At 71.8% G+C, this 23493-nt stretch carries 23 protein-coding genes; 12 read left to right on the forward strand and 11 right to left on the reverse strand.

Annotation, left to right across the window (positions count from 1 at the left end; translation table 11 throughout):
- Nucleotides 1-16: 16 nt before the first annotated feature.
- Entirely contained in the window at nt 17-1273 is a 1257-nt protein-coding gene (locus ACH4U8_RS28220; RefSeq protein ID WP_395780979.1) for an MFS transporter, read from the forward strand.
- Nucleotides 1274-1343: 70 nt separating this feature from the next.
- Here ACH4U8_RS28220 and ACH4U8_RS28225 read toward each other — a convergent pair whose 3' ends face one another.
- From ACH4U8_RS28225 to ACH4U8_RS28235, 3 genes are all read right to left on the reverse strand, one after another.
- Complete coding sequence (locus ACH4U8_RS28225) at nt 1344-2183, reverse strand: hypothetical protein (protein ID WP_395780981.1); 840 nt, start codon at nt 2181-2183, stop codon at nt 1344-1346.
- 8 nt (nt 2184-2191) lie between these two features.
- On the reverse strand, nt 2192-2938 hold the full coding sequence (locus ACH4U8_RS28230; protein ID WP_360324155.1) for an SIS domain-containing protein: 747 nt from the start codon (nt 2936-2938) through the stop codon (nt 2192-2194).
- Nucleotides 2939-3014: 76 nt separating this feature from the next.
- Nucleotides 3015-4358 (reverse strand): cryptochrome/photolyase family protein, encoded by a 1344-nt coding sequence (locus ACH4U8_RS28235; protein ID WP_395780983.1) that lies wholly within the window; start codon nt 4356-4358, stop codon nt 3015-3017.
- 254 nt (nt 4359-4612) lie between these two features.
- Here ACH4U8_RS28235 and ACH4U8_RS28240 point away from each other — a divergent pair, with 254 nt between their 5' ends.
- Nucleotides 4613-5302, forward strand: coding sequence for an iron dependent repressor, metal binding and dimerization domain protein (locus tag ACH4U8_RS28240; RefSeq protein WP_360324159.1), 690 nt, complete (start codon nt 4613-4615; stop codon nt 5300-5302).
- Nucleotides 5303-5479: 177 nt separating this feature from the next.
- Here ACH4U8_RS28240 and ACH4U8_RS28245 read toward each other — a convergent pair whose 3' ends face one another.
- Complete coding sequence (locus ACH4U8_RS28245; protein ID WP_360324161.1) at nt 5480-6136, reverse strand: bifunctional DNA primase/polymerase; 657 nt, start codon at nt 6134-6136, stop codon at nt 5480-5482.
- A gap of 443 nt (nt 6137-6579) precedes the next feature.
- Between ACH4U8_RS28245 and ACH4U8_RS28250 the strand changes: the two genes are divergently transcribed.
- From ACH4U8_RS28250 to purU, 6 genes are all read left to right on the forward strand, one after another.
- Nucleotides 6580-7956: a transcriptional regulator gene (locus tag ACH4U8_RS28250; protein WP_360324163.1), complete on the forward strand. Its 1377-nt coding sequence runs from the start codon at nt 6580-6582 to the stop codon at nt 7954-7956.
- A gap of 275 nt (nt 7957-8231) precedes the next feature.
- On the forward strand, nt 8232-9584 hold the full coding sequence (locus ACH4U8_RS28255; RefSeq protein WP_395780985.1) for a hypothetical protein: 1353 nt from the start codon (nt 8232-8234) through the stop codon (nt 9582-9584).
- A gap of 121 nt (nt 9585-9705) precedes the next feature.
- The gene (locus tag ACH4U8_RS28260; protein WP_395780987.1) at nt 9706-10830 is read left to right on the forward strand and encodes a uroporphyrinogen-III synthase; all 1125 of its coding nucleotides are present in this window, start codon (nt 9706-9708) and stop codon (nt 10828-10830) included.
- Between the two features lie 119 nt (nt 10831-10949).
- A complete protein-coding gene (locus tag ACH4U8_RS28265) occupies nt 10950-11804 on the forward strand; it encodes a hypothetical protein (RefSeq protein WP_395780989.1) in 855 nt (284 codons plus the stop codon).
- A gap of 198 nt (nt 11805-12002) precedes the next feature.
- Nucleotides 12003-12440, forward strand: coding sequence for a hypothetical protein (locus ACH4U8_RS28270; RefSeq protein ID WP_360324190.1), 438 nt, complete (start codon nt 12003-12005; stop codon nt 12438-12440).
- Between the two features lie 147 nt (nt 12441-12587).
- Complete coding sequence (gene purU / locus ACH4U8_RS28275) at nt 12588-13484, forward strand: formyltetrahydrofolate deformylase (RefSeq protein ID WP_395780991.1); 897 nt, start codon at nt 12588-12590, stop codon at nt 13482-13484.
- 19 nt (nt 13485-13503) lie between these two features.
- Here purU and ACH4U8_RS28280 read toward each other — a convergent pair whose 3' ends face one another.
- On the reverse strand, nt 13504-13722 hold the full coding sequence (locus ACH4U8_RS28280) for a hypothetical protein (RefSeq protein WP_395780993.1): 219 nt from the start codon (nt 13720-13722) through the stop codon (nt 13504-13506).
- Nucleotides 13723-14153: 431 nt separating this feature from the next.
- Here ACH4U8_RS28280 and ACH4U8_RS28285 point away from each other — a divergent pair, with 431 nt between their 5' ends.
- Nucleotides 14154-15347 (forward strand): RtcB family protein, encoded by a 1194-nt coding sequence (locus ACH4U8_RS28285; protein ID WP_395780995.1) that lies wholly within the window; start codon nt 14154-14156, stop codon nt 15345-15347.
- Between the two features lie 7 nt (nt 15348-15354).
- On the opposite strand, the gene ACH4U8_RS28290 is transcribed toward ACH4U8_RS28285, so the two are convergent.
- The 4 genes from ACH4U8_RS28290 to ACH4U8_RS28305 all read right to left on the reverse strand — a co-directional run bounded on the left by ACH4U8_RS28290 (nt 15355) and on the right by ACH4U8_RS28305 (nt 18280).
- Nucleotides 15355-16182, reverse strand: a complete 828-nt coding sequence (locus tag ACH4U8_RS28290) for a hypothetical protein (RefSeq protein ID WP_395780997.1) — start codon at nt 16180-16182, stop codon at nt 15355-15357.
- A 163-nt stretch (nt 16183-16345) separates the two neighbouring features.
- Entirely contained in the window at nt 16346-16900 is a 555-nt protein-coding gene (locus ACH4U8_RS28295; protein WP_395780999.1) for a DUF1772 domain-containing protein, read from the reverse strand.
- A gap of 43 nt (nt 16901-16943) precedes the next feature.
- On the reverse strand, nt 16944-17423 hold the full coding sequence (locus ACH4U8_RS28300) for an anthrone oxygenase family protein (protein WP_360324176.1): 480 nt from the start codon (nt 17421-17423) through the stop codon (nt 16944-16946).
- A gap of 2 nt (nt 17424-17425) precedes the next feature.
- Nucleotides 17426-18280, reverse strand: a complete 855-nt coding sequence (locus tag ACH4U8_RS28305) for an NAD(P)H-binding protein (RefSeq protein WP_395781001.1) — start codon at nt 18278-18280, stop codon at nt 17426-17428.
- An 80-nt stretch (nt 18281-18360) separates the two neighbouring features.
- On the opposite strand from ACH4U8_RS28305, the gene ACH4U8_RS28310 reads away from it, so the two are divergent.
- On the forward strand, nt 18361-19350 hold the full coding sequence (locus ACH4U8_RS28310) for an AraC family transcriptional regulator (RefSeq protein WP_360324180.1): 990 nt from the start codon (nt 18361-18363) through the stop codon (nt 19348-19350).
- Between the two features lie 200 nt (nt 19351-19550).
- The gene (locus ACH4U8_RS28315) at nt 19551-20099 is read left to right on the forward strand and encodes a GNAT family N-acetyltransferase (protein WP_395781003.1); all 549 of its coding nucleotides are present in this window, start codon (nt 19551-19553) and stop codon (nt 20097-20099) included.
- A gap of 3 nt (nt 20100-20102) precedes the next feature.
- Here the strand turns inward: ACH4U8_RS28315 and ACH4U8_RS28320 are convergent, their stop codons facing one another.
- Nucleotides 20103-20936 carry a carboxymuconolactone decarboxylase family protein gene (locus ACH4U8_RS28320; RefSeq protein WP_395781005.1) on the reverse strand — a complete coding sequence of 278 codons (834 nt, stop codon included), beginning with the start codon at nt 20934-20936 and terminating at the stop codon, nt 20103-20105.
- A 178-nt stretch (nt 20937-21114) separates the two neighbouring features.
- Between ACH4U8_RS28320 and ACH4U8_RS28325 the strand changes: the two genes are divergently transcribed.
- Nucleotides 21115-22311 carry a hypothetical protein gene (locus ACH4U8_RS28325; protein ID WP_395781007.1) on the forward strand — a complete coding sequence of 399 codons (1197 nt, stop codon included), beginning with the start codon at nt 21115-21117 and terminating at the stop codon, nt 22309-22311.
- Between the two features lie 53 nt (nt 22312-22364).
- Here the strand turns inward: ACH4U8_RS28325 and ACH4U8_RS28330 are convergent, their stop codons facing one another.
- Nucleotides 22365-22979: a DUF2797 domain-containing protein gene (locus ACH4U8_RS28330; protein WP_360324188.1), complete on the reverse strand. Its 615-nt coding sequence runs from the start codon at nt 22977-22979 to the stop codon at nt 22365-22367.
- Between the last annotated feature and the right edge of the window lie 514 nt (nt 22980-23493).

A 23493-nucleotide genomic window follows, 5' to 3' on the forward strand; every position in this document is an offset into this window, starting at 1 on the left:
GGATTGGATAGCGCGGGTGCCCCTTGCCTCGAAGCGCCTCGCCAAGGCCGTCCTCGCGGACCTGACCCCCCTGCGCGAGTTCCCCGACTTTCGTCGTCTGTGGTTCGGCCACTCGGTCTCCTCGCTGGGGCAGCAGATGACCTCGGTCGCGGTGGCGATCCAGGTGTACGCACTGACCGACTCCAACTTCGCGGTCGGGCTGGTGGGGCTGTGCTCGGTGGTGCCGCTGATCGTGTTCGGGCTGCTCGGCGGCGCGATCGCGGACAGCGTGGATCGCCGCGTGGTCGGCCTGGTGACCGCGGTCGGGCTCGCCGCGGTGTCGATCGTGCTGGCCGTACAGGCGTTCCTCGATCTCGGCCAGGTGGGGCTGTTGTACTCGGCGGTGGCGGTGCAGTCCGCGTTCTTCGCGGTGAACAACCCCGCGCGCACCTCGATGCTCCCCAAGCTGTTGCCCGTCGACCGGCTGCCCGCCGCCAACGCGCTGAACTCGATAGCCATGGCGCTGGCGATGACGGTCGGGCCGATGCTCGGCGGCCTGGTGATCGGCCTGTGGAGCTTCCAGGCCGCGTACCTGATCGACGCGATCGCCTTCACCGCGGCGCTGTACGCGATGTGGCGGCTGCCGTCGATGCCGCCGGCCCGGGCGGCGGGCGGGCCCAGACGGGCCTCCGTGCTGGAGGGGCTGCGCTTCCTGCGGAGCAGGCCCAACATCCGGATGACCTTCCTGACCGACATCGTCGCGATGGTGTTCGGCATGCCCCGCGCGCTGTTCCCGGCGATGGCGGCGACGCTGTACGGCGGCGGGGCCACCACGGTCGGCCTGCTGGTCGCGGCGCCCGCGGTGGGCTCGCTCGCGGGCGGGCTGTTCTCCGGCTGGCTGGGCCGGGTGCAGCGGCAGGGGCGGGCGGTGGTGCTCGCGGTGATCGCGTGGGGGACCTGCGTCGCGGTGTTCGGGCTGGGCGGCCCGCTGTGGCTCGGCCTGATCCTGCTGGCCCTCGCGGGCTGCGCGGACACCATCAGCATGGTTTTCCGCAACACCATCATGCAGGTGGCGACCCCGGACGAGATGCGGGGGCGGCTGGCCGGCGTGTTCATCGTGGTGGTCGCCGGCGGGCCCCGGCTCGGCGACTTCGAGGCCGGGTCGGTGGCCGCGCTGAGCACCGAGCGGATCTCCGTGGTCAGCGGCGGACTGGCCTGCGTGCTCCTGGCGATCGTGTTGTCGTTGCGGTGGCGCGGCTTCTGGCGCTACGACGCCCGCGACCCGCAGCCGTAGTCGACGGGGTCGGCGGACGGCCCGCCGGCCGAACGGGGCTCGACCCGTCCGGCCGACCGGTGGGCAGGGGTCAGGTGCGCGGCGCGATCCACACCTGCTCGGCGTGCGCGGCCACCCGGCCCTCGGCGTCGTAGAGCGTCGTCGCGGTGTACAGCTTGCGGCCGTCCCGGCCCAGTCGGCGGCCGAGCACGACGCACGGCTCGTTCGGATAGGGCAGCGCGTACACGTACGCGGTCATCCGGCCGAGCAACACGGCGGTGTCCCGGTCCATCCCGGTCCAGCCGCCGGGGCAGTCCAGCGCGGCCCAGACGAACTCGGGGGCGATCTGCTCGGTGCCGGGCGCGACCAGCGAGGCGTGCGGGGTCCATACGCACGCGTTGGTGTCCGGCCGGTCCGCGAGCAGGCCCGGGAACAACCGCAGGCCGTCGCCCTCGGCCCGCCCGGTGCCGCACACGAAGCACTCCGTGTAGGGGTTCCACGCCGCGAACCCGGCGAAGGACCGGCTCGCCTCGCTCGCCTCGGCCGGGGTCACCGGGTCGATCGGCGCGGGCAGCGGCAACGCGGCGTCGACCGGCACCGCCTCGGCGATCGGCCCGTCGTCCTGATGCAGCGTCAGCACACCCGTCCCGGCGTCGCGGGTGAGCGCCAGCGCCCGGTCCAGCGGCACCGCGCGGCGCAGCGTCACGGTCACCCCGGAGGCCGGCCCGCCGCCGGCGCGGCCGGCCAGCAGGCCGGCCAGGTAGCCGCCGTTGCCGATGCCCGGCGGCCCGTTGAACCGCCCAGGGACCACGATCGCGGCCGAGCGCGGGTCGGGCACGCCGACCGCCTCGGCCGACGCCGGGTCGGCTGCCTGTTCGGACGCCTGCGCGGCCTGCCGGTCCGAAGAGTGGGACCGTGCGTTGGGATGCACTGCCGGGTTCACCTCAGATAGAAGATCCGGTCCGCGTGTTCGGCCAGCAACCGCTCGTTCCACGCGGCTCCGCCCTCGACGTTCGCGGACATGAACACCGGGGGTTCGATCCCCCGGGAGACCAGGTGGCCGATCACACCGACCATGAGTGTCTGCAATACCGCCGAACACACCACGCCCGAGGTCGGGCCGATCCGCTGCGGCACGCCGGTCGCCTCCAGCGCGGCGTCGCCCGGCGGGATGGCGGTGTCCAGCACGACGTCGCAATTGTCCAGGACTCGCGTACCCGAGGGGTGCCGGGGGGATTCGGCCTCGCTGGCCACGATCGAGGTGACACCGATCACCAGCGCGCCGCGCTCGCGGGCCCGACGGGCCATCTCCACGGGCAGCCCGTTGCGGCCGGACAGCGAGATCACCACGAGCACGTCGCCTTTGCGCACCCCCGCGCCGTCCAGCACCGGGCCGGCCAACTCGGCGAGCTTCTCCACCGCGGTGCTGACCGTGATCGGGCGCACCGAGAGTTCGTTGCCGGGGGCGATCAGCGGGTTGGCCAGGATCAGGCCGCCCGCACGGTAGATCACGTCCTGGGCGGCGAGCGCGGAGTGGCCGCCGCCGAACACGAACAACCGGCCGCCGTCCGCCAGCGCCTGGGCGACCCGGTCCGCGGCCCGGTCCACGGTGGGCAGTTCTTCGTCGCGCAGCCGTTCCAGCAGTGCGATCGCCGCGTCGAGGTAGCGCGCACCCAGCTCGACCATTGCCCGGTCCTCCCGTTTCTTCGGTGCGTGCGGAGCTTCGTATACGGATCCGCCGTGCGTACGCGGATCCGGCACCTTACCGCCGGATCGCCTCGTAGCGGTCGAGTGCGACGCGTCTTTCCTCGGCGTGCTCGACGATCGGGTCGGGGTAGCCCGGAACGCCGATCTTCCACGGCTCGTGCACCGCCCGGCCCGCGATGGCGCGCAGCTCGGGCACGTAGCGCCGGACGTAGTCCCCGTCGGGGTCGAACCTGCGTCCCTGGGTGATCGGATTGAAGATCCGAAACCACGGCGACGCGTCGGTGCCGCAGCCCGCGGTCCACTGCCAGCCGTGACTGTTGGCGGCCGGGTCGCCGTCCACCAGGTGCCGCATGAAGTGCGCCGCGCCGCGCGTCCACTCCTGGTGCAGGTCCTTGACCAGGAAGGACGCGACGACCATTCGGACCCGGTTGTGCATCCAGCCCTCGGCGAGCAACTGCCGCATCCCGGCGTCCACGAACGGGAAGCCGGTCCGCCCCGCGCGCCATGCGTCGAAGTGCGCGTCGGCGTCCGGTCCGGTGTCGTATCGCATGTCCGCCATGTCGCGGTTCAGATACTCCCGGGCGGTCTCCGGGTGATGCCACAACACGTCGCCGTAGAACTCGCGCCAGGCCAGTTCGGCGCGGAAGGTCTCGTCGACGCGGCCGGTCAGCAGTGTGCGTGGATGGATCTCGCCGAATTTCAGGTGCACCGACAACCGCGAGGTGCCGGCCAGGTCGGCCCGGTCGCGCAGCTCGCGATAACGAGCCAGGCCCTGCGCGCGGAAGGCGTCCCACCTCGCGCGGGCGACCCGCTCGCCCGCCTCGGGCAGCGCCACCCCCGCGGGCGCGGGCGCGGCGGGCGGCTCGACCGAGTCGGCGTGCGCCCAGGCCAGGTCGGTCGGGCGCGGCAGCGGGTCGGGCCGGCCGTGCTCGAGCCAGGCGCGCAGAAACGGGGTGAACACCCGGTACGGCGTCCCGTCGGCCTTGCGCACCCGCCCCGGAGCCACCGCGTACGGCGAGCCGGTGGCCCGGAACGGCACGTCCAGCGCCGCCGCCACGGCCGCGTCGCGGGTGCGCCCGTAGGGCCCGAAGTCGGCCGAGACGTGCACCTCCTCGGCGCCGACCTCGCGCACCAGCGCGGGCACTTCGCGAACCGGGTCGCCCATGCGGAGCACCAGCCGCCCGCCGAGTTCGCGCAGATCCGCGTCCAGGGCGCGCAGCGAGTCGACCAGGTGGGCCCGGCGCGCGGGCCCGGAGGCGTCCCACAACACCGGGTCGAACACGAAGACCGGCAACACCCGGGCGGGCTCGCCGGTGCCGGTACCGGGAAAACCGGTGCCGGCCGCGGCGTGCAGCGCCGGGTGATCGCTCAGTCGCAGATCCCGCCGGAACCACAACACGTGTACACGATCGAGGGATCCCGATGTACCCGAGACCTTTCGGGATGGCATTGGCATACCGGAACGTTATGACCGTAAGCACTCGACAACGCGGGCCCACACGGGCAGGGCACACGTACGGATGACGCGGCGGCACGTGTCGGACGGCGCGGGCGGGGCAAGCCGAGCGGACCCGAGCGGCCGGACGTCCGCATCGGCGGTCCGGGTGCGTCAGAATTGGACGGCAGGACCACCCAAGAACGGAGCCGCTGGTCGTGAGTGGACTCATCGACACCACGGAGATGTACCTCCGGACGATTTTCGAGCTGGAGGAGGAGGGCGTGGTCCCGCTGCGGGCGCGGATCGCGGAACGGCTCGAGCAGAGCGGGCCGACCGTGAGCCAGACCGTGGCACGAATGGAGCGGGACGGGTTGTTGACGGTCGAGGGCGACCGTCATCTGGAACTGACGCCCGAGGGGCGGGGAATCGCGACGCGGGTCATGCGCAAGCACCGGCTCGCCGAGTGCCTGCTCGTGGACGTCATCGGATTGCCCTGGGAGCAGGTGCACGCCGAGGCGTGCCGTTGGGAGCACGTGATCAGTGAGCAGGTGGAACGCCGCCTGCTCGAACTGCTGCGCTACCCCAAGGAATCGCCGTACGGCAACCCGATCCCGGGCCTGGAGGAGCTGGACCAGGAACTGCACGCCGACTCCTTCAAGGAAGGCGGACTGGTCACGCTGCTCGAGTCGGCGGGGCCGGACGGCAAGAACGTCGTGGTGCGGCGGCTCGGCGAGCCGTTGCAGACCGACGCCCAGCTCATGTACACGTTGCGCCGGGCCGGGATTCGTCCCGGGGCGGTCGTGAGTGTGCACGAATCCGCGGGTGGCGTGATGGCGGGCAGCGGCGGCGAAGCCGCGGAGTTGTCGCCGGAGGTCGCGTCGCACGTGTTCGTGGCCGCGCGCTAGTTGCGCGGGGCGCGCGGGCTTTGGGCCCTCGGTACCGAGATGGTTCGGTTTCGAGGGCCCTTTCGTCGTGTCCGGGTTCTTTTCGGCCCCACCCGCTACCCGTGCCGGTGGAACGGCTGCGGGATCACGACGGTGGGGCGGCCCGACGGGGCGGCCCGGTCGTCACGCCGGTGCTCGTCACCTGGCCTCGGCCATGGACCGGCCGCAGGCGTAGGCGATCGGGCTGACCAGTTCGCGGGCCTCGGGGAGCCAGCGGTTGAGTTCGGTGGGTTCGCGGGCCCACGAGGCGCTGCCGGAGCCGCTCATCCGGGACGGCGGCGCCACCACCCAGTCGCCCTCGCCCTTGGGGATCAGGTCGATCGTGCCGGCGGCCCAGCCGATCCGGCGCAACATCTCGCCCATCTTGTCCCGGGCGCCGGGCAATACGAGGAACTGCAGGCGTCGGGTCGGCGTCGCGATCACCGGCCCCAGGGGCAGGCCCATCCGCTCCAGCCGGGCCAGCGCGAGGCAGCCGGCCTGCTCCGGGACGTCGATCACGTCGAAGCCGCGGCCGGTGGGCAGCAGGATCGCCGCGTCCGGATGCTCGCCCCACCAGCGCCGGATCAACGCCGGCGAGCCGGCCGCCTGGATCGCCCAGTCGCGCAGGATCGGGTGTGCGCCGGGGGTGGCGCACCCGCGATGGGCGCAGCTACAACGACGTCCCACGCTGTTCTCGACCACCGAGGCACCGGGAACCACATCCCAGTGCCGATCCTCGGCGTAGCGGACTGCGGTCTCTACAAGCGTGTCGCGGGCGAGTTGCCGGGCCCCCAGGGTGTCTTCCACGTGCTGCACAACTGCACCGCCCCGCGATGGTTACGGCCGGCCGGCCCCCCGCTCGCGGCCACCCGCGCGGCGCGTCCCCGACCGCGCCGGGCGGCGCGCCCCCGCCCGCGCCCCGGGCAGGCGAAACCGGGTGATCAGGGGTGATGGGATCATCGGTCGCCATCCGGCGCAAGGGGGGCGCATGGGTGCAGAGCCGGGGGCGCAATCAAGGGTGCCCTATCCGCTGCGCTATACGGGTCACTACGCTCCGTACGCGGATCACATTTCGTATGACTGCCGGGCAACATCGGCAATTCCGGCCGACTCGGGCCTCGGCACGTGGACGACGTCCGCTGGACACACATCACGGACTCAGCAGGCATCCGGACGCGGACCCGACGGGAGCACACGATCCCCGTCGCGCCGATCCCGCATGTCGACAGCCCGCACCAACGGTCGGGGAGGGAACGCCGATGGCCGCGCGAACGCAGGCGACGAGGCAGCCCAACGAGAGGCTGACGGCACTGATCCAGGAGGCCGGCTGCTCCAATGCCGGGCTCGCCCGCCGGGTCAACATGTGCGGGGCCGAGCACGGCATGGATCTGCGCTACGACAAGACCTCGGTGGCCCGATGGCTGCGCGGTCAACAGCCGCGCGGCGCGGTGCCGAACCTGATCGCCGAGGCGATAGGCCGCAAGCTCGGCCGGCCGGTCACCGTCGAGGAGATCGGCATGGCGGACGGTCGCTCACTGGCGACCAACGTCGGCCTCCAGTTCGCCGCGACCCCGGCGGCCACCGTCGAGGTGGTCACCGAGTTGTGGCGCAGCGACGTCAACCGACGGGACTTCCTGCTCAACTCCTCGGTCGCCGTCGCCGCGCTGGTGGCCCCCAGCCGGGACTGGCTGATCACCGAACCGGACGCGCAGGTGGCCCGGATCGGCGGGCCGCGGGTGGGCGTCTCCGACATCGAGGCGGTCTGCGCGACCACGGAGATGTTGTCCGCGCTGGACCACCGGTTCGGCGCCGGGCACATCCGCCCGGTCGTGGTGCACTACCTGGGCAGCGTGGTCAGCCAACTGCTCAACGGGACCTATTCCGACGAGACGGGCCGCGCGCTGTTCGCCGCGGTGGCCCGACTCACCGAGCTGGCCGGGTACATGGCCGTGGACACCGGCCAGCCGGGTCTCGCCCAGCGCTACTACATCCAGGCCCTGCGGCTGACCCAGGCGGCGGGCGACCGGGCCTACGGCGGCTACGTGCTGGCCGCCGGAATGAGCCACCTCGCCGGCAGCCTGGGCAACCCGCGCGAGATCACCCAACTCGCCCGCGCCGCACAGGAAGGCGCCAAGCACGAGGCCACGCCGACCACCCAGGCGATGTTCCACGCCGCCGAGGCGCGCGGGCACGCGCTGCTCGGCGACGGGCGCGCGTGCGAGGCGTCGCTGTCCCGGGCCCAGTCCGCGATGGACGTCGCGGTCCCGGACGAGGATCCGTCCTGGATAGGGCATTTCTCCCAGGCGTATCTCGCCGACGAGTTCGCGCACTGCTACCGCGACCTGGACCGGCCCCGACAGGCCGAGGCGGCGGCCCGCGCGGCCCTGGACGGACACGCGGACACGCGAGTGCGCCGGCGTGCGGTCGACACCCTCCTGCTCGCCACCGCACACCTGCAGCAGAACCGGCTCGACGAGGCGTGCGCGGTCGGCTCCGAGGCGCTGGACCTGGTGGGCCGGCTGCACTCGGCGCGCGGCATGGAGTACCTCAAGGACTTCCAGCGCCGGCTGGAGCCGTACCGGGACGAGCACCTGGTCCGCGAATTCGCCGAAGCCGTGCACGCGGTGCCGGTCTAGGCGCTGTCCACCGGGGCCCGGACCCACTCCGGCGGCGTAGGTCCGACAAGATCCGCCGGAGCGGGCCCGGGCCCCGCTCGGGCCGCCGACCTGCGGCGCGGCCCGTGCCGCGACCCCGGGCCGACGGCCCGGCGGCGCCGATGCGAGGTGCGCCGCTGTTCGTCGCTCGAACGTCTGAGTTACCGTCGGGCGGACGGATTACCGGCCGCCGGACGATCCGGACGGTCGTGCGACCGCCGGGAGCGACGGCCACGGGCGACGAACGGGTGGATGGCATGGGATCGGCTGGATCGGGCGGACGGGGCCCCAATGGCGAGCAGCCGGGGCCCTCGCCCTTCGGCCCGCTCGAACTCCCGCGCGACGAGACCGAGGTGCTGCCGAGGTTCGAGGACTACGCGGACCAGGGACCCCCGCAGGACTACGGAACACCCCGACAACATTCCGGGCAGCAGCAATATCCGGCGCAGCAGCAGCCCTACGGCGCACCGCAGTCGCCCCACGACCCGCGCACGCCGTACCCGCCGACCGGACCGGTCGATCCGTCCGGCGCGACCCGGCTCGGCCCGTTGCCCGCGTTCGCGCCGCCCGCCGGGCCGGGACAGGTGCCGCCGCGCCCCGCGCACGCGCCGCCGGGTGCCGCCGCGCCGATGGGCGCCCCGCCGGTCGGGCCGGACCTGTTCCGACCGAGCCCCACCCCCGCCGCCGGACCGGCCGACGCCACCCAGGTGTTCCCGGCCGGTCTGTTCCGGGACGATGTCGGCGCGTCGCCGGCCGGACCGGGGTCGACGGGCGCGCCGGGACAGCCGATGCCCGCCGCCTACTCGACGCAGCCCGCGCCGCCCGGCCACTCGGCGCCGCCGCCCGCCGGGTATGCCGCGCCGCAGCCCTACTCCCCGCACTACGCGCCCCCGACCGGCCCGCCGCACGGCCCAGGCCCCGGCGACCACGCCGACCCGGGCCCGGCCGGCCGCCCCCGGACCCCGCTGATAGCCGCCGGGGTCGGCGCGCTCGTGGTGGTCGCCGCGATCGGCGTGTTCGCCAGCGGCGCGTTCGGCGACGACGACAAGAGCGACAGCGCCGACAAGGGCGCCGCCACCACCGCGTCCGCCACGCCGCAGGACTCCGGCGCCGCCGCCCCGCCCAAGACCAGCGCACCGCCCGCCAAGACCGACGACGGCTCCGCCGCCCAGGCGACCGCCGTCGACCGACTGCTCCAGGACGGCGCCGGCTCCCGACAGACGGTGTCCCGCGCCGTACAGCAGATCCAAAAGTGCGAGGACCCCGCGGCCGGCGCGCAAGCGCTGACCGAGGCCGCGAAACAACGCGACCAGCAGATCGCCGGCCTGGCCAAACTGTCCACCGACAAGCTCGGCGGCGGCGCCGAACTGGTCGCCGGACTGCGCGACGCGTGGAGCGCATCCGCCGAGTCGGACCGCGAACTCGCGGCCTGGGGCGACGAGATGGCGCACGGCGGCTGCCGGGACCACCGCGCCGAATACACCGACCACAAGCGCGCCGCCGACCGGGCGGGCGGCCGGGCCACCACCGCCAAGAACAAGGTGGTCGGACTCTGGAACCCGATCGCCTCCGCCAACAACCTCAAGAAGCGCAGCGCCGGCGACTTCTGACCCGCGTGCGACCACCGCCGGACCGTCCCCGGGCCACCGATGCGCCGACCCGACCCGGGAGCTAACTCCCGCGTGACCGTCCGGCAACAGCGCCGTAACACACGTCGGCGAGTCTCACCCCATGGAGACAGGCACGGGGGCCGAACCGCTGATCGGGTTCACCATCGGCGTCACCGCGGCCCGCCGCCGCGAGGAACTCGTCGCGCTGCTCCGGGATCTGGGCGCCAAGGTGGTCGACGCGCCGACCGTGCGGATCGTGTCGCCGGCCGACGACCCGATCCTGCGCCGGGCCACCGACCGTGCCCTGGAACGCCGACTCGACTACGTGGTGGCCACCACCGGGGTGGGCTGGCGCGCCTGGTTCGCTGCCGCCGAGGGCTGGGGGCGCGCCGCCCGGCTGACCGCCGCGTGCCGGGCCGCCGTACTGGTCTGCCGCGGTCCCAAGGCCGCCACCGCGGTGCGCGCGGCCGGCCTGCGGGAGGTGTACGCGCCCGGTTCCGACACCGGCGACGAGGTGCTGGCCTGGCTGCTCGCACGCGACCTGCGCGGGCGGCGGATCGCGATCCAGGAACACGGCGCGCCGTCGGAGGGCTTCGCCGACGCGCTGCGCGGGCGCGGCGCCGACGTGCTGGAGATCCCGATCTACCGCTGGGGTCCACCGGAAGACCCGGGCGCGGTCCGCCGACTGGTCGAGCAGACCGTGCGCCGCGAACTGCACGCGCTGACCTTCACCAGCGCGCCCGCGATCGGCGCGTTCCTGGAGACCGCCGAGGAACACGGCCGGGCGGGTGAGGTGTTGACCGCGCTGCGCGCCGACGTACTGCCGGTGTGCATCGGGCCGGTGTGCGCCCGGCCGCTGGCCGAGCAGGGCGTCGAGTCGGTGTGGCCCGAGCGTGGCCGGCTCGGGTCGCTGGTGCGCACGATCGCCGAGGCACTGCCCGCCCGGGCCCGCCGCGAACTGCACACCGGCGGCCGGCGCCTGGTGCTCCAGGGCAACGCGCTGCTGGTGGACGGTCGGACCATCTGGCTGCCGCCGGTACCGGGCGCGGTGTTGCGCGCGCTCGCCGAGAAGCCGGGCTGGGTGCTCAGCCGGGCCGAACTGCTGCGTCGGGTGTGGGCCGACACGCACACCGACGAACACGCCGTGGAGGCGGCGGTGGCCCGACTGCGCACGGCGCTGGGCCCGTACGCCGGCCTGGTCCGCACCGTCACCAAACGCGGCTACCGACTGGCCGTGGACCCCTGAGCCGATGGCCGAGGCCGGGCGCGCAAAGCGGTATATTTCCAGCGCCCGCCACCCCCCGCCTGGTAGGAGCCGAGGGCCAACCCGCACCATGGCTGGGTGACAGGGGGTGAACACGAACCTTGATACGCATACGGAAGCGCACACGACTGTCGGTGGTCGTGCTGTTCGCCACGACCATCGCCGGTGTCGCCGCGTGTTCCGGATCCTCGGACACCGGCCGGATCGCCGACACGGTGACCAGCGCCGGGCCGAGTGCGGCGCGATTGTCCTCGACGGGCTCCAAGCCGATCACGGCGGACCGCCCGAGCGGCAGCGTGCCGCCGGTGGTCCCGCCCGCCGCCGCCGGTGACACCGCCGAATCGGGTGCCTACGGGAGCGAGCTGCTGACCCACCTGCGGACCACCCCGCACGGGGGCCACGTGACCAGGGTCCGAGTGGCCAGCTCGTACAAGGTCTACAAGGTCACGCTCGAAACCGACCTGGTGCGCGGCGACGGCTCGAACGTGCAGGCCGAGGAGATCGTCCGGGACCGGGCGGGCAAGCTGCTCACCGAGACCGCGCAGTGGGCCGAGGACCACCCGGCGCTGTGGGTCGGCGGGGTGGAGATCCTCGACTCGGACCGCGACGCGATCGACTTTCGGCTCGGCGCCGAGCGGGACGACCGCAAGGCGGCCGCGGACGACTACGGCGCGGCGATGCTGGCCGCGCTGCACACCGCCCCGGAAGGAAGCCGGCTGCAGCAGGTGCGGCTCACCCTGGACCACAAGGGCAAGTACGAGATCGCGATCGACACCGACCTGTCCTCGCACCTGCCGGGGGACTACACGACGGAGGCCGCGCAGGCGTTCAACACCGCGGCCCGGATCGTGCGCGGGGCGCAGAACTGGATCCGCGACCACCCGGGCTTCGAGGTGGCCGCGCTGCGGGTGTACGACGTCGAACGCGGACTGGTCACGATCAAGGTCGTGGACTGAGCGACCCGCTGTCGACCCGCTGTCGAGCAGGTGCGCCGGGTGGACCGCCCGGTTGCCGGGATCGGTCCGGTCTGCGGCATGATCGGTGGGAATTCGCGGTGATCGAAAGCATCCCGCCCGAAACCGATCGGGAACGGAACAGGATCGGATCGGCGAAACCGAAGCGGAGACAGGGGAGGAGGCGCCACGATGACACGTATGCGCCAGAGCACCGTTCCGTGGTGGCGTTGGCGGGCCCAGGTCCGTTCCGCGCTGCACATGTTCGGCGACCCGACGTTCCAGCGCGAGTCCTGGCTGGCCGGCCGCCCGGAGTACGGCTCGATCACCGATGCCGTCTATCGCCTCGTCGGCGACTCGTGGCTGGACCGCTGGTCCGCGAGCACCTACGTCGGCTGCCTGGTCGTGGACGCGGACGAGGCCGCGCTGGTGGACGCCGCGGTGCTGGAGATCCTCGCCGTCCTGCACGACATCGGCGAGGACGCACCCGCGCCCGCCTACCTCACCCACCCGCGCTGGCCGCAGGTGGTCGCCGCGTCACGGGCCGCGCACGTCGCACTCGCCGGGACGGACGAGGAGGACCCGGACCTGCCACCCGATTCGCTCGACGTGCTGCGCATCCGCACCGGCGGGCGCTGAGCCCGCGCGGGACGTGGGATCCTGTACGACCGGCGGCTCGGCCCGCTCGACGGCGGCGGATCCACCGCGCGGACGGGCGTCGCAAGGCCGGGTGGCGGAGAACCGAGAGCCGTACCAATGCCGCAGATGGAGAAGAAGGGCGCGTCCATGACCGAGCAGAGCCGGCCTGTCGACGAAACCGGTGCCGGGTCGACCGGCGGCCAGTACGTACTGACGCTGTCCTGCCCGGACAAGCGCGGCATCGTGCACGCGGTCGCCAGCTTCCTGATGATGACCGGCTGCAACATCGTGGACAGCCAGCAGTTCGGCGACCGCGACACCGACCTGTTCTTCATGCGGGTGCACTTCACCGCCGAGCAGGGCGTCGAGCTGGACGCGCTGCGGGCCGGCTTCACCGCGGTCGGCGCGTCCTTCCACATGGACTGGCAGATCCACGACGGGGACGCGCGGATGCGCGTGTTCGTGATGGTCAGCAAGTTCGGCCACTGTCTCAACGACCTGCTCTTCCGCAGCAGCATCGGCGCGCTGCCGATCGAGATCTTGGGTGTGGTGTCCAACCACCGCGACTTCGAGGAGTTGTCCCGCTCGTACGGCGTGCCCTTCCACCACATCCCGGTGACCCGGGACACCAAGGCCGAGGCCGAGGCGCGACTGCTCGCCCTGGTGCGCGAGTACGACGTGGAACTGGTGGTGCTGGCCCGGTACATGCAGGTCCTGTCGAACGACCTGTGCAAGCAGCTCGAAGGCCGTGCGATCAACATCCACCACTCGTTCCTGCCGAGCTTCAAGGGCGCCAAGCCCTACCACCAGGCGCACGCGCGCGGGGTCAAGCTGATCGGCGCGACCGCGCACTACGTCACGGGCGACCTGGACGAGGGCCCGATCATCGAGCAGGAGGTCGAGCGGGTGGACCACGCGGTCACCCCGGCGGGCCTGGTCGCGGTCGGTCGCGACGTCGAGTGCCAGGCGCTCTCGCGAGCGGTCAAGTGGCACTCCGAGCGGCGTGTGCTGCTCAACGGGACCCGCACGGTCGTCTTCACCTGACCCCGGGGCCGTCGCCGGCTCACCGGGCGCTCAGCACGAACGCCACCACGCCGACCAGGGCGGCGGCGGCACCGGCGAGCCGGCCGGCCCGGGTGCCGCGCGGGAACTCGGTGCGCTCCCGGGGGCCGTCGCCGTCGAAGTCGCGGACCACGGGTCGCACCCCGGGTCGATGCCGATCGCGGCCGAACACGACACAGGCTACGGCGGTGATCCACGCGGCTACCCCGACGACGAACATGCCTCGGGAATGTACGCCCGACCCGGTTGGCTGTCACAGCGGCGCGCGAGGTGCGCGCGGGGGCGCCCGCCGGTCGCGCCCCTGCGCCGATCGGGAAAACCCTTTGCGGGGTGGGCGGTTGCCGTGGCTTGATGGGTCTCCAGCCACGACAGGTCCTTCCGTGTGTCCTGTCCTCGTAGGGAGAGGAGCGAGCCGGTGCGGTTCCGTGACAACAGCCGATGCCCCGTCCAGGGTGCCTCGGCCCGCCGCGTGTAACCCCTGCTTCGCTTCCGCTCCGCGGGGCCCGCAGTCGCCAAACCCTGCGGCCCCCGCCACCGGCCGCCCCGTGCCGCACCCGGATTCACCACCCGGAGTGCGCCGGGACGGCCCACCAAGTCTTCGAGCCGATGTGCTCATGTTTCGTCGTACCCACTCAGGAGAGTGACCCAGTCATGTCGTACACCGAGGTCCCGGGCGCCCGGGTACCCATTCGCATGTGGACCGACCCCGCCGCGGTCGAGAGCCAGGCCATGCAGCAGCTCCGCAACATCACCACCCTGCCCTGGCTGCACGGCCTCGCCGTGATGCCCGACGTGCACTTCGGCCGCGGCGCCACGGTCGGCTCGGTAATCGCCATGCGCGACGCCGTCTGCCCGGCGGCGGTGGGCGTGGACATCGGCTGTGGCGTGTCCGCGATCCGTACTTCGCTCACCACCAAGGACCTTCCGGACGACCTGGCGGACCTGCGTTCGCGGATCGAGGCAAAGGTGCCGGTGGGGCACATGGGCCACAAGGACCCGGTGGATGTGCGAAAACTGCATGCCTTCCCGGTCGCCCGCTGGGACGACATGTGGAGCCGGTTCGACGGGCTCGCTCCTGCGGTGCACTTTCGTCGGGATCGGGCGGCGAGCCAGTTGGGCACGCTCGGCGGCGGGAACCACTACCTGTCCCTGGACAGCGACAACGAGGGTCGGGTGTGGCTGCAGCTTCACTCCGGCTCGCGCAACATCGGCAAGGAACTCGCCGACCACCACATCGGTGTCGCTCAGTCGTTGCCGCACAACCAGGACCTCGTGGACCGCGACCTGGCGGTCTTCATCGCGCACACGCCCCAGATGGAGGCGTACCGTGCCGACCTGTACTGGGCGCAGGAGTACGCGCGGCTCAACCGGGATCTGATGCTCGCGTTGTACGGCGAGGTCGTGTCCAAGTACTTCACGAAGCGGCAGGTCACGTTCGACCGGGCCATCTCGTGCCACCACAACTACGTCTCGGAGGAGACCTACGACGGCGTGGATCTGTTGGTGACTCGCAAGGGCGCGATCCGGGCCGGCAGCGGCGACCTCGGCATCATCCCGGGTTCGATGGCGGTCGGTTCGTACATCGTGCGCGGCCTCGGCAACATCGACGCGTTCAACTCGGCGTCGCACGGGGCGGGTCGGAAGATGAGCCGGAACGCCGCGAAGAAGCGCTTCACGGTCAAGGACCTGGTCGAGCAGACCAAGGGCGTCGAGTGCCGCAAGGACGCGGGTGTCGTGGACGAGATCCCGGGTGCGTACAAGAATCTGGATCAGGTCATGCGCCGGCAGTCCGATCTGGTGGAGATCGTCACGCACCTCAAGCCGCTGATCACGGTCAAGGGCTGAGCGCACGTCACGAGAACAGCGTCGGTTGCGGGGGAGTCGGTTCGACCGGCTCCCCCGCTTTGTCGAGCCGCCACCGGCGGATCGTGCAGCTTGCGACGGTCCGGCCGAGCAATCGGGCGGCGACGTCGGCCGGGTGGGACAGTACGACGCCGTCGTCGGCGTCGTTCCAGCGACGTGGTGCCGACCGGGCCCGCATGCCGGCCGGGCGTTCCCACGCCTTGACGCTCTCGGCCTTCGCGGCCTTTCGCACGAGCGCGAGACTGCCTTCGTAGTACAGCTCACATGCGATCTCGACGGCCGGATCGCTGGTGTAGAGGATGTTGAAGACGCCATCGCGAGTGTTCCTGCCGGGGTGTCGCGGTACGCCACTGACGGCCAGACCGTATGCGCAGAAGTAGTCCGAGACGGCCCGGCTCGAAGTGGTCAGGCTCAGGAGCGGACAACCCTTGGCGGTGATGCCAACCGCGCCGTCCGCGTCGACGAGTCCGCGTACGTAGTCGCGCGCGATGTGGTCGTCGTGGGGCGGGCCGATCGAGGCGGACTTTTTTCCGTAGGGCATGCCGAGGCTTCGCAGGGTCTCTCGGGCCTCCAGCGCGTATACGGTCCAGGTCGCCGAGGTGTGCTCGGCCGAGAAGTTCGTCGCGCGAGTGCGCTCGCGAATCGCACTGGGGTACGGGCACAGGCGCTGGAAGCATTCCAGCAACCCACGGTCACGCACGCCGACTTCCAGGCTCAGCCTGCCGCGTTGGCGGGTGTCCGCGGCGAGATGACCGTCGCCTTGTAGGAAGCCGAACATGTAGGAGTACTCGGGACGGCGCAGGTCCATGAAGTCCATCGCACCAATGTGCGATTCGGTTGCTCGGCGTGCGGCTCGAATGCCGATCGTTCACCGGTATGGAGCAGCGTCCGCCGGGACTTCGTGGTCGGCCACCAAAACGCGTCGAGACCCGCTTCGGTGAGCGATTGCTCAACGAAGCGGGTCCTGGCGGCCTGTGCGGTCAGGAGGTGTGGGACGTGTGGGAGGTGCGGGGGAGGAGGTGGGTGGCTCGGGTGAGGGTGGCGAGGGCGGCGGTGGCGGCGAGGGTGCGGGCCGTGTTCCAGGCGATCCAGGCGTTTTCGACGTCGTCGCGGAGCTTGGCGGGGTCGGCGATCTTCGCCGGGTCGCCGGCGTCCCGGAGCTTGTTGTTGAGCGGGATGTTGCCGCCGATGGTGATCAGCATGCCGACGAAGGCGAGGGCCACGCCGGCGATGATCCAGCGGTTCGCTTCGGTGTGGCCGAGTTTGCGGGTCTGCACGATCGAGATCACGCCGAGGATCGGGGCGCCGAAGAAGCACGCGAAGAAGACCGGGTTCTCGATGCGCTTGTTGACCTGCTGGAGGACGTCGATGAAGGTGCGGTCGTCGACGTGCCCCAGGCCCGGCATGATCGCGACGGCGAAGCAGAAGTAGACACCGGCGACCAGGCCCGTGGTGAGCAGGGTGGCGCCGAGCAGTACGGCGGCGGTGCGGGTCGGACGCGCGGTTTCGGGTGCGGTGGTGGACTGCTCGGTCATGCCCGGATCCCCGTTTTCGAGTGGTGTGGGTGGTGTCGCGTCGTCAGCGGGTCAGGGCCACGACGAGGCAGGCGGCGGCCGCGATGCCGGAGAGGGCGCGCACGTGGTTCGCTCTGGTCCAGTCGGCGAGGTAGCCGGCCCACAGGCGTTCCTCGGCGGCGGAGTTCGGCTCGACCTCGGCGAGCGCGTTGTTGCGGGGCACGTGGTAGCCGGCGGTGAGCACGATCGCGCCGATCAGGTAGAGCACGGCGCCGACGAGCAGGTACACCGCGTACGCCTCGCCCCACGAGACGACCGCCGCGATGCCCAGCCCCACACAGAGCAGCGCGGTGCCGAACAGGCCGGCCATGAAGGGCGCGGTCACGGCCGTGACGTTGATCGAACGCATGGCCGCGGCCCCCTGAGCCGCCGGCAGCCGGCCGAGGCCCGCCATGACGAAGGAGGAGAAGCCGAAGAAGACTCCGCCCATGGTCGCGCAGCCCAGGGCTGCGACAAGCGTCGAGATGAACAGGGGGCCGCTCATGGTCACACCTTCCAGACACCGCGGGCGGCGGCGTCGCGTACGTAGTCGGAGAAGTCGCGGGGTGCCCGGCCGAGCGCGCGCCGCACACCGTCGGAGACGTGTGCGTTGCGTCCGTCGAGAACCTCGCCGAAGAGGAAGGACAACAGGTCGATGACCTCCGCCGGCACCTGGTGCTCGGCCAGGACCGCCGAGTATGCCTCCAACGGGACCTGCACGAACGTGATTTCCCGGCCGGTTGCCCCGGCTATCTCGGCGACCGCGTCGGCGAAGGTGAGCAACCGCGGCCCGGTCACCTCGTAGACCTGGCCGGTGTGCCCGTCCTGGGTGAGCGCGGCGACCGCGACGTCGGCGATGTCGTCCACGTCGATGAAGGGTTCGCCCACCGCGCCGACCGGAAGTGCGACCTCGCCGCTCAGGATCGGGCCGAGGAAATCGCCCTCGTCGAAGTTCTGCGCGAAGAACGAGGCCCGCACGATGGTCCACTCGGCGCCGGACGCCCGCACCCGGGCCTCGGCGTCCTGTGCCTCGGGCTCGCCGCGCCCGGACAGCAGCACCAGGTGCCGGACACCGCTCTCGACCGCGAGGTCGGCGAACGCGCCGACCGTGTCCGCGCCACCGGGCGCGGCGATGTCGGGCTGGAAGGAGACGTACACGCTGTCGATGCCGCGCAGCGCCGGGGCCCAGGTGGTGCGGTCCGCCCAGTCGAACGGAACGGCCGCCGACCGGGAGCCGAGCCGCACCGGGCGGCCCAGCGCGGTGAGCTTCTCGGCGATCCGGCGGCCGGTCTTCCCGGTCCCGCCGAGGACCAGCGTGGCGGTGTCGGTGGTGTTCGCGAGGTGTTGTTCGTTCGTCGTCATGGCTCTATTCAAGGCCCTGGCGATGAGACTGAACATCGCTGAAACACCCAATTGCATGTTCGATCGTCTAGGATTTGCACATGGACGCTCTCGCGAGTCTGCTCAACGGGCCCCGGGCGCAAGGCGCCTTCCTGCTCCGCTCGATGTTGAGCCCGCCGTGGTCCATGCGGATCCACGACGAGGCGCCACTGACCATCGTGTCGATGGTGCGCGGCCATGCCTGGATCGCGCTGGACCGGGGTGAGGCGGTACGACTGACCGCCGGCGACGTGGCGATCGTGCGCGGCCCCGACCACTACCGGATCTCCGACGAGCCCGGCTCGCAGCCGCAGATCGTCATCCATCCCGGCCAGCGCTGTTCGACCCCGGACGGCCGCGACCTGGCCAAGGAGATGGCCCTGGGCGTGCGGAGTTGGGGCAACAGCGCGGACGCCGAGACGATCATGTTGACCGGGACGTACCAGATGGCCGGCGAGGTCAGCCGCTCGCTGCTGGAGGCGCTGCCCACGCTCGCGGTGATCCGCCACAGCGAGGGGGATTCCCCGCTGATCCCGTTGCTGGCCGAGGAGATCGTCAAGGACGGCCCCGGCCAGGACGCGGTCCTGGACCGGCTGTTGGACCTGCTGCTGATCGCGATGTTGCGCACCTGGTTCGCCCGGTCGGGGACGGACGCGCCGGGCTGGTACCGCGGTTACCGCGATCCGGTGATCGGGCACGTGCTGAGCCTGATCTACAACAACCCCGAGCAGCCGTGGACGGTCGCGTCGCTGGCCGCCGAGGCGGGGCTCTCCCGGGCGTCGCTGGCCCGCCGGTTCGCCGAGCTGATCGGCGAACCACCGATGACCTTCCTCACCGGCTGGCGCCTCGCGTTGGCCGCGGATCTGCTGTGCGAACCGACCGCCACGGTCGGCGGGATCGCGGAGAAGGTGGGCTACGGCGACGCGTTCGCGCTCAGCACGGCCTTCAAGCGGGTCCGGGGGATCAGCCCGCGCGAACACCGCACCCGCGCGCTGCGCCGCGAGGGTGTGGGCATCGACGGCTCCCGGCACCTGCTCGCGGACCACGACTGACCGACCGGCCGAACGGGTCTGCGGCTACCGGCGGGCCGCCGGGCGGGCCGAACTCGGCCGCGAGCCGGCCCGTGCGGACGAACCGCGGCCCCGGACGGTCGTACCGAAGCTTCAGTAACCTGGACACCCGAACCAAACCCGAAGCCAATCAGCCCAAATTCCAACCCGATCCGAACCGAATCGATCCGAACGGCATCCGCGTGTCATCTCGCATCACGGTCGTCGAGACCGCCCGGCTGGTTCTGACCCGGCCCCACCCCGAGGACGCGGCGGCGGTGTTCGCCGTGCACGGGGACCCGGAGACCAATCGCTACAACCCGCACGGGCCGATGCGGTCGGCCGAGGAGGGGGTGGCGTTCCTGGACTCGATGATCGAGGACTGGGAGCGGGACGGGATCGGCTACTGCGCGGTCGCGCCGCGTGCGGATCCGGCCGGGGTGTTCGGCTTCGCCGGGACCCAGTTGACCCGGCGGCTGCGGCCGGACGGCATACCGGTGTTCAACCTCTACTATCGTTTCGCCCCGATCGCCTGGGGCCGGGGCCTGGCCCGCGAGGCGGTCGACGCCACCCTCGAACTGGCCCGCCGCACGCTCCCGACGATGCCGATCGTCGCGGTGATCGACGCGGCCAACGTGCCGTCCCTGACCCTGGCCCGCCGGGTCGGTTTCCGGGCGAGCGACGCGTTCGTGGACGTGGAGGGCCGCGACGTCTACATGCTGCCGCAGGCCGACGGGCCGGACGGCTCCTAGCTCTCAGCCCGCCGAGCCGGCCGCGGCCCGTTCGGCGAACACCGTGCGGGCCACGGTGATCCCGTTCAACGCGGCGGGGAAACCCGCGTAGCCGACCATCTGGGTGATCGTCTCGACCACCTCGTCCTCGGTGCCGCCGACGTTGAGCAGGCCGTGAATGTGCACCGCGAGCTGCGGCGCGACCGTACCGAGGGCGGTGCACATCGCGACGGTGACGAGTTCGCGGGTCCGCAGGTCCAGGCCGGTACGCGAGTACACGTCGCCGAACGCGAACTCCAGCAGGTAGCGGCCCAGATCCGGGGCGATGTCGCGGAGCGAGGCGATGACCTGTTCGCCGACGTGGCCGTCGATCTCGGTGAGCGCGGCCAGGCCCCGGCGGTAGCGGTCGGTGGTGGTCTCGCCGGGCACGCAAGCCCGGCTCGGCGTGGCCTCGGTCGCCGCCGGACGGGTCTCGAAGACCTCCCGAGCCGCGGTCAGCCCGTTGAGTGCGGCCGGGAAGCCGGCGTAGACGCAGACCTGGATCAGGGTCTCCACGATCTCGCGCCGAGTGCAGCCGACGTTGAGCGCGCCGGCCAGGTGGAAGCGGAGCTGCGGCGCCGCGTGACCGATCGCGGCCAGGGCCGCGACGTTGGCCAACTGGCGTTCCCGCAGCGTGAGTCCGGGGCGCGAGTAGATGTCCCCGTAGCCGAACTCGACGGTGTACCGGGCCAGGTCCGGGGCGATGTCGACGAGGCTTTCGAGCACGGCGGGCCGATCGGTGCCGGAGACCTGTCGCAGTACGGCGAGGCCACGCTCGTAGCGGTTGTCCGAAGTGACGGTGTCGGGTGCGCTGTTCATGACCGGGACCCTAAGAGTTGGAGTGAACTCGAAGTCAAGAACACACATCCGCCCCGCTCGGCGCGAGGATGCCCGAGGCGGAAAGCATCCGTATCGTGCAATCGACCATTTCCCTCGCCAAACGTGACAAGCACCACTATCGGCCAACTCTGTCGGTGGGCGTCGATATCTTGATCGCGTGTCGGAGAACAGGGGGGACCGGGACGCAGGCGATGGCCGCGACCGGACCGATGGACAGTCGGGTGGTTCGTCGGACGGGGCCGAGGCGAACGATCCGTTCGCCTCGTACGTGTTCGACGAGGATTTCGTCAAGGGCGCGACCCGCACCGAAGGATCCGCACGGGCAAGGATGTTGGCTCGCCAGTGGGCGAACGAGCCGCCGCCGGAGCGCCCTTGGCGGTCCGACCCGCCCAGGACGCGCGGTCGACGGCCTCGGCTCAGGACGGTCCTGCTGACCGTCTCGGTGCTCGCCCTGGTGGCCTTCGCCGCCGCTCCGGACCGGGTGTTCGGCTGGTTCAGCGCGTCCAACACGGCCACCGCGGACGACCCGCTGGTGCAACCGCCGATGACCGGGCTCGCCACCTCCGTACCCTCGGTGGCGGCGCAACGGCAGGACCTGGACCCGAACCGGCCCACCCGGAAGAACCCGTTCGCCGGCTCCCCGGCGCTCAACTACGCGGACAACGAGGCGGGCCTGTCGATGCCCCAGGCCAAGGCGGTGCCCGGGTACTCCGCCGCCGAGGTCGCCGAGGCCCTGGACCTGACCCGCCGGCTGCTGATCGCGGGCAACCTGGACCGCGACGTGCTCGCGGGCGCCCGCCCGGCCGGCTTTCTCGCCCTGTTGGATCCCTCCGACGAACTGGTCGCGCGGATCGACAACGCGATCACCGCGACCCGGTGGGATTCGGGTGACAACCCGAAGGCGTGGGTGACCAGGTTCGACCCCAAGGACGTCGAGCCGGTCGGCTCGGTGGTCAAGGTCAACGGGATCGCCGGCTACGACGTCGACGGGGAGGGCATGCTCACCGTGCACGCCGACTTCTCGTTCGTCTACCCGGTGGCCAAGACCGGCAGCGGATCCGGCGCGAGCGTCACCCGTTCCGTGGTTCGCCGGGTGCTGGAGACCAAGGTCTACCGGGCCCCTCGCTACCGCTCCACCCCACGGGGCCGGATCTCCGTGGCGAAGATCGAGAACGACATCGCGAACAGTTCGTGCACCCGCGAAGACGCCTTCATCCGCCCGGAGTTCCCGGAGGACAGAATCCCCGCGGATGCCCCGACCAAGGCCCCGGCAACGATCGATCCGTACGACCGCAGCAAGCCCATCGACAACACGAGCGCGCCCGGCACCTGCCCGTCGGTGTCCCGGATCTGAGCGGTACCGTCGGTGTCACGGATCCGAGCGGTGTCGCGCCCCCGGGTGCGCCGCTAGAACAACCCCTCCTGTACCGACCCATCCGGCGCCCGGCCCGTCTCCAGGGGCTTGACGGTGACGCCCTGGGTGCGACCCCGAGCCGGGGTCAACTGCCAGCCGGTGAGCAGCCGTAGATCCACGAACAGCGGACCGCTGTCCGTCGTGATCAGCGCGTCGTGGCCCGCGACGCAGGTCAACTCGCCGTGCAGCAGCGCGTCGTGGGCGAGCCCGGCGACCTGATCCCGGGTCGGCGGCGGCGCCTCGGCGAGTCCGTAGAACCGGGTCAGGTCCTGGATGTCGCACGGCGCCGGGGTCAGCGTGTCCGGCAGCAGCGGGGTCAACCGCGCGTGTGCGTCGGCGAGTTCGGTCGGCAGGCCGGGCTCGCGGGTACGCCACCAGGCCGCCGCCTTCGCCTTGTGCGGTATGCGCTCCCGGACCGTGCCGGTGGCCGAACACGCCCGCTCGGTGCCGCGGATGGGCACCAGCGGCCCGTGCGCGAGCCAGGTGAACATCGGCGCCCCCTGATCGGCGAGCCGCGCCGCGCGACGCTCGGTGGCGGTCAGCCCGACCTTGACCAGCCCGGGCCCGAACCACGCGAGGTAGAGCGAGAACGGCCGAGGATCATCCATCGCCTGATCCCGCGCGAGCCGCCGCCCGGGATCCGCCAGCGCACACCCCTCACACTGCGACCGCGCGGCCGTCGCCGGCAACTCCGCCCCCGCAGGACACGAAACCCGCCGCCCACCCTTGCGCCGAATCCCGACACACACCCGCGGCCCCACCAACCGCCACCCGGCACTACCCCCCGGCGCAAGCGACTGAAGCGACTCCCCGTCCCCCGAATCGCTCAACACCAAATAGGGCCGCCCATCACCCCAACGAACCCCGGTGGCAAGCAACCCACCCCGCTGCGAAGGCACAATCACCCCGCCACGATAAGCGACCCACCCCACCCCACCCCCCACCCCCAGGCGCGTCAGCGCCCCCGACCCAGTCCCACCCCAGTGATCGACGCGCGCAGCGCGGAGAGCGGCGGAGCCGCAAACTTTTGACTTCGTGGCCCGTAGCGAAGCGAAGGGACACGAAGTCACGAGCGAGGGGCCACTTTTTTGTGGAGGAGCCCGCGACGGAACAAAAAAGTGG

Source organism: Embleya sp. NPDC020886, from assembly GCF_044333915.1.
Lineage (GTDB): Bacteria > Actinomycetota > Actinomycetes > Streptomycetales > Streptomycetaceae > Embleya.

Excerpts from the sequence above, each read along its gene's own strand:
- ACH4U8_RS28230 (WP_360324155.1), bottom strand. The coding sequence starts at position 2,938 with ATGGTCGAGCTGGGTGCGCGCTACCTCGACGCGGCGATCGCACTGCTG.
- ACH4U8_RS28250 (WP_360324163.1), top strand. The coding sequence starts at position 6,580 with ATGGCCGCGCGAACGCAGGCGACGAGGCAGCCCAACGAGAGGCTGACG.
- ACH4U8_RS28255 (WP_395780985.1), top strand. The coding sequence starts at position 8,232 with ATGGGATCGGCTGGATCGGGCGGACGGGGCCCCAATGGCGAGCAGCCG.
- ACH4U8_RS28260 (WP_395780987.1), top strand. The coding sequence starts at position 9,706 with ATGGAGACAGGCACGGGGGCCGAACCGCTGATCGGGTTCACCATCGGC.
- ACH4U8_RS28270 (WP_360324190.1), top strand. The coding sequence starts at position 12,003 with ATGCGCCAGAGCACCGTTCCGTGGTGGCGTTGGCGGGCCCAGGTCCGT.
- purU (WP_395780991.1), top strand. The coding sequence starts at position 12,588 with ATGACCGAGCAGAGCCGGCCTGTCGACGAAACCGGTGCCGGGTCGACC.
- ACH4U8_RS28280 (WP_395780993.1), bottom strand. The coding sequence starts at position 13,722 with ATGTTCGTCGTCGGGGTAGCCGCGTGGATCACCGCCGTAGCCTGTGTC.
- ACH4U8_RS28285 (WP_395780995.1), top strand. The coding sequence starts at position 14,154 with ATGTCGTACACCGAGGTCCCGGGCGCCCGGGTACCCATTCGCATGTGG.
- ACH4U8_RS28290 (WP_395780997.1), bottom strand. The coding sequence starts at position 16,182 with ATGGACTTCATGGACCTGCGCCGTCCCGAGTACTCCTACATGTTCGGC.
- ACH4U8_RS28295 (WP_395780999.1), bottom strand. The coding sequence starts at position 16,900 with ATGACCGAGCAGTCCACCACCGCACCCGAAACCGCGCGTCCGACCCGC.
- ACH4U8_RS28300 (WP_360324176.1), bottom strand. The coding sequence starts at position 17,423 with ATGAGCGGCCCCCTGTTCATCTCGACGCTTGTCGCAGCCCTGGGCTGC.
- ACH4U8_RS28305 (WP_395781001.1), bottom strand. The coding sequence starts at position 18,280 with ATGACGACGAACGAACAACACCTCGCGAACACCACCGACACCGCCACG.
- ACH4U8_RS28310 (WP_360324180.1), top strand. The coding sequence starts at position 18,361 with ATGGACGCTCTCGCGAGTCTGCTCAACGGGCCCCGGGCGCAAGGCGCC.
- ACH4U8_RS28320 (WP_395781005.1), bottom strand. The coding sequence starts at position 20,936 with ATGAACAGCGCACCCGACACCGTCACTTCGGACAACCGCTACGAGCGT.
- ACH4U8_RS28330 (WP_360324188.1), bottom strand. The coding sequence starts at position 22,979 with ATGGATGATCCTCGGCCGTTCTCGCTCTACCTCGCGTGGTTCGGGCCC.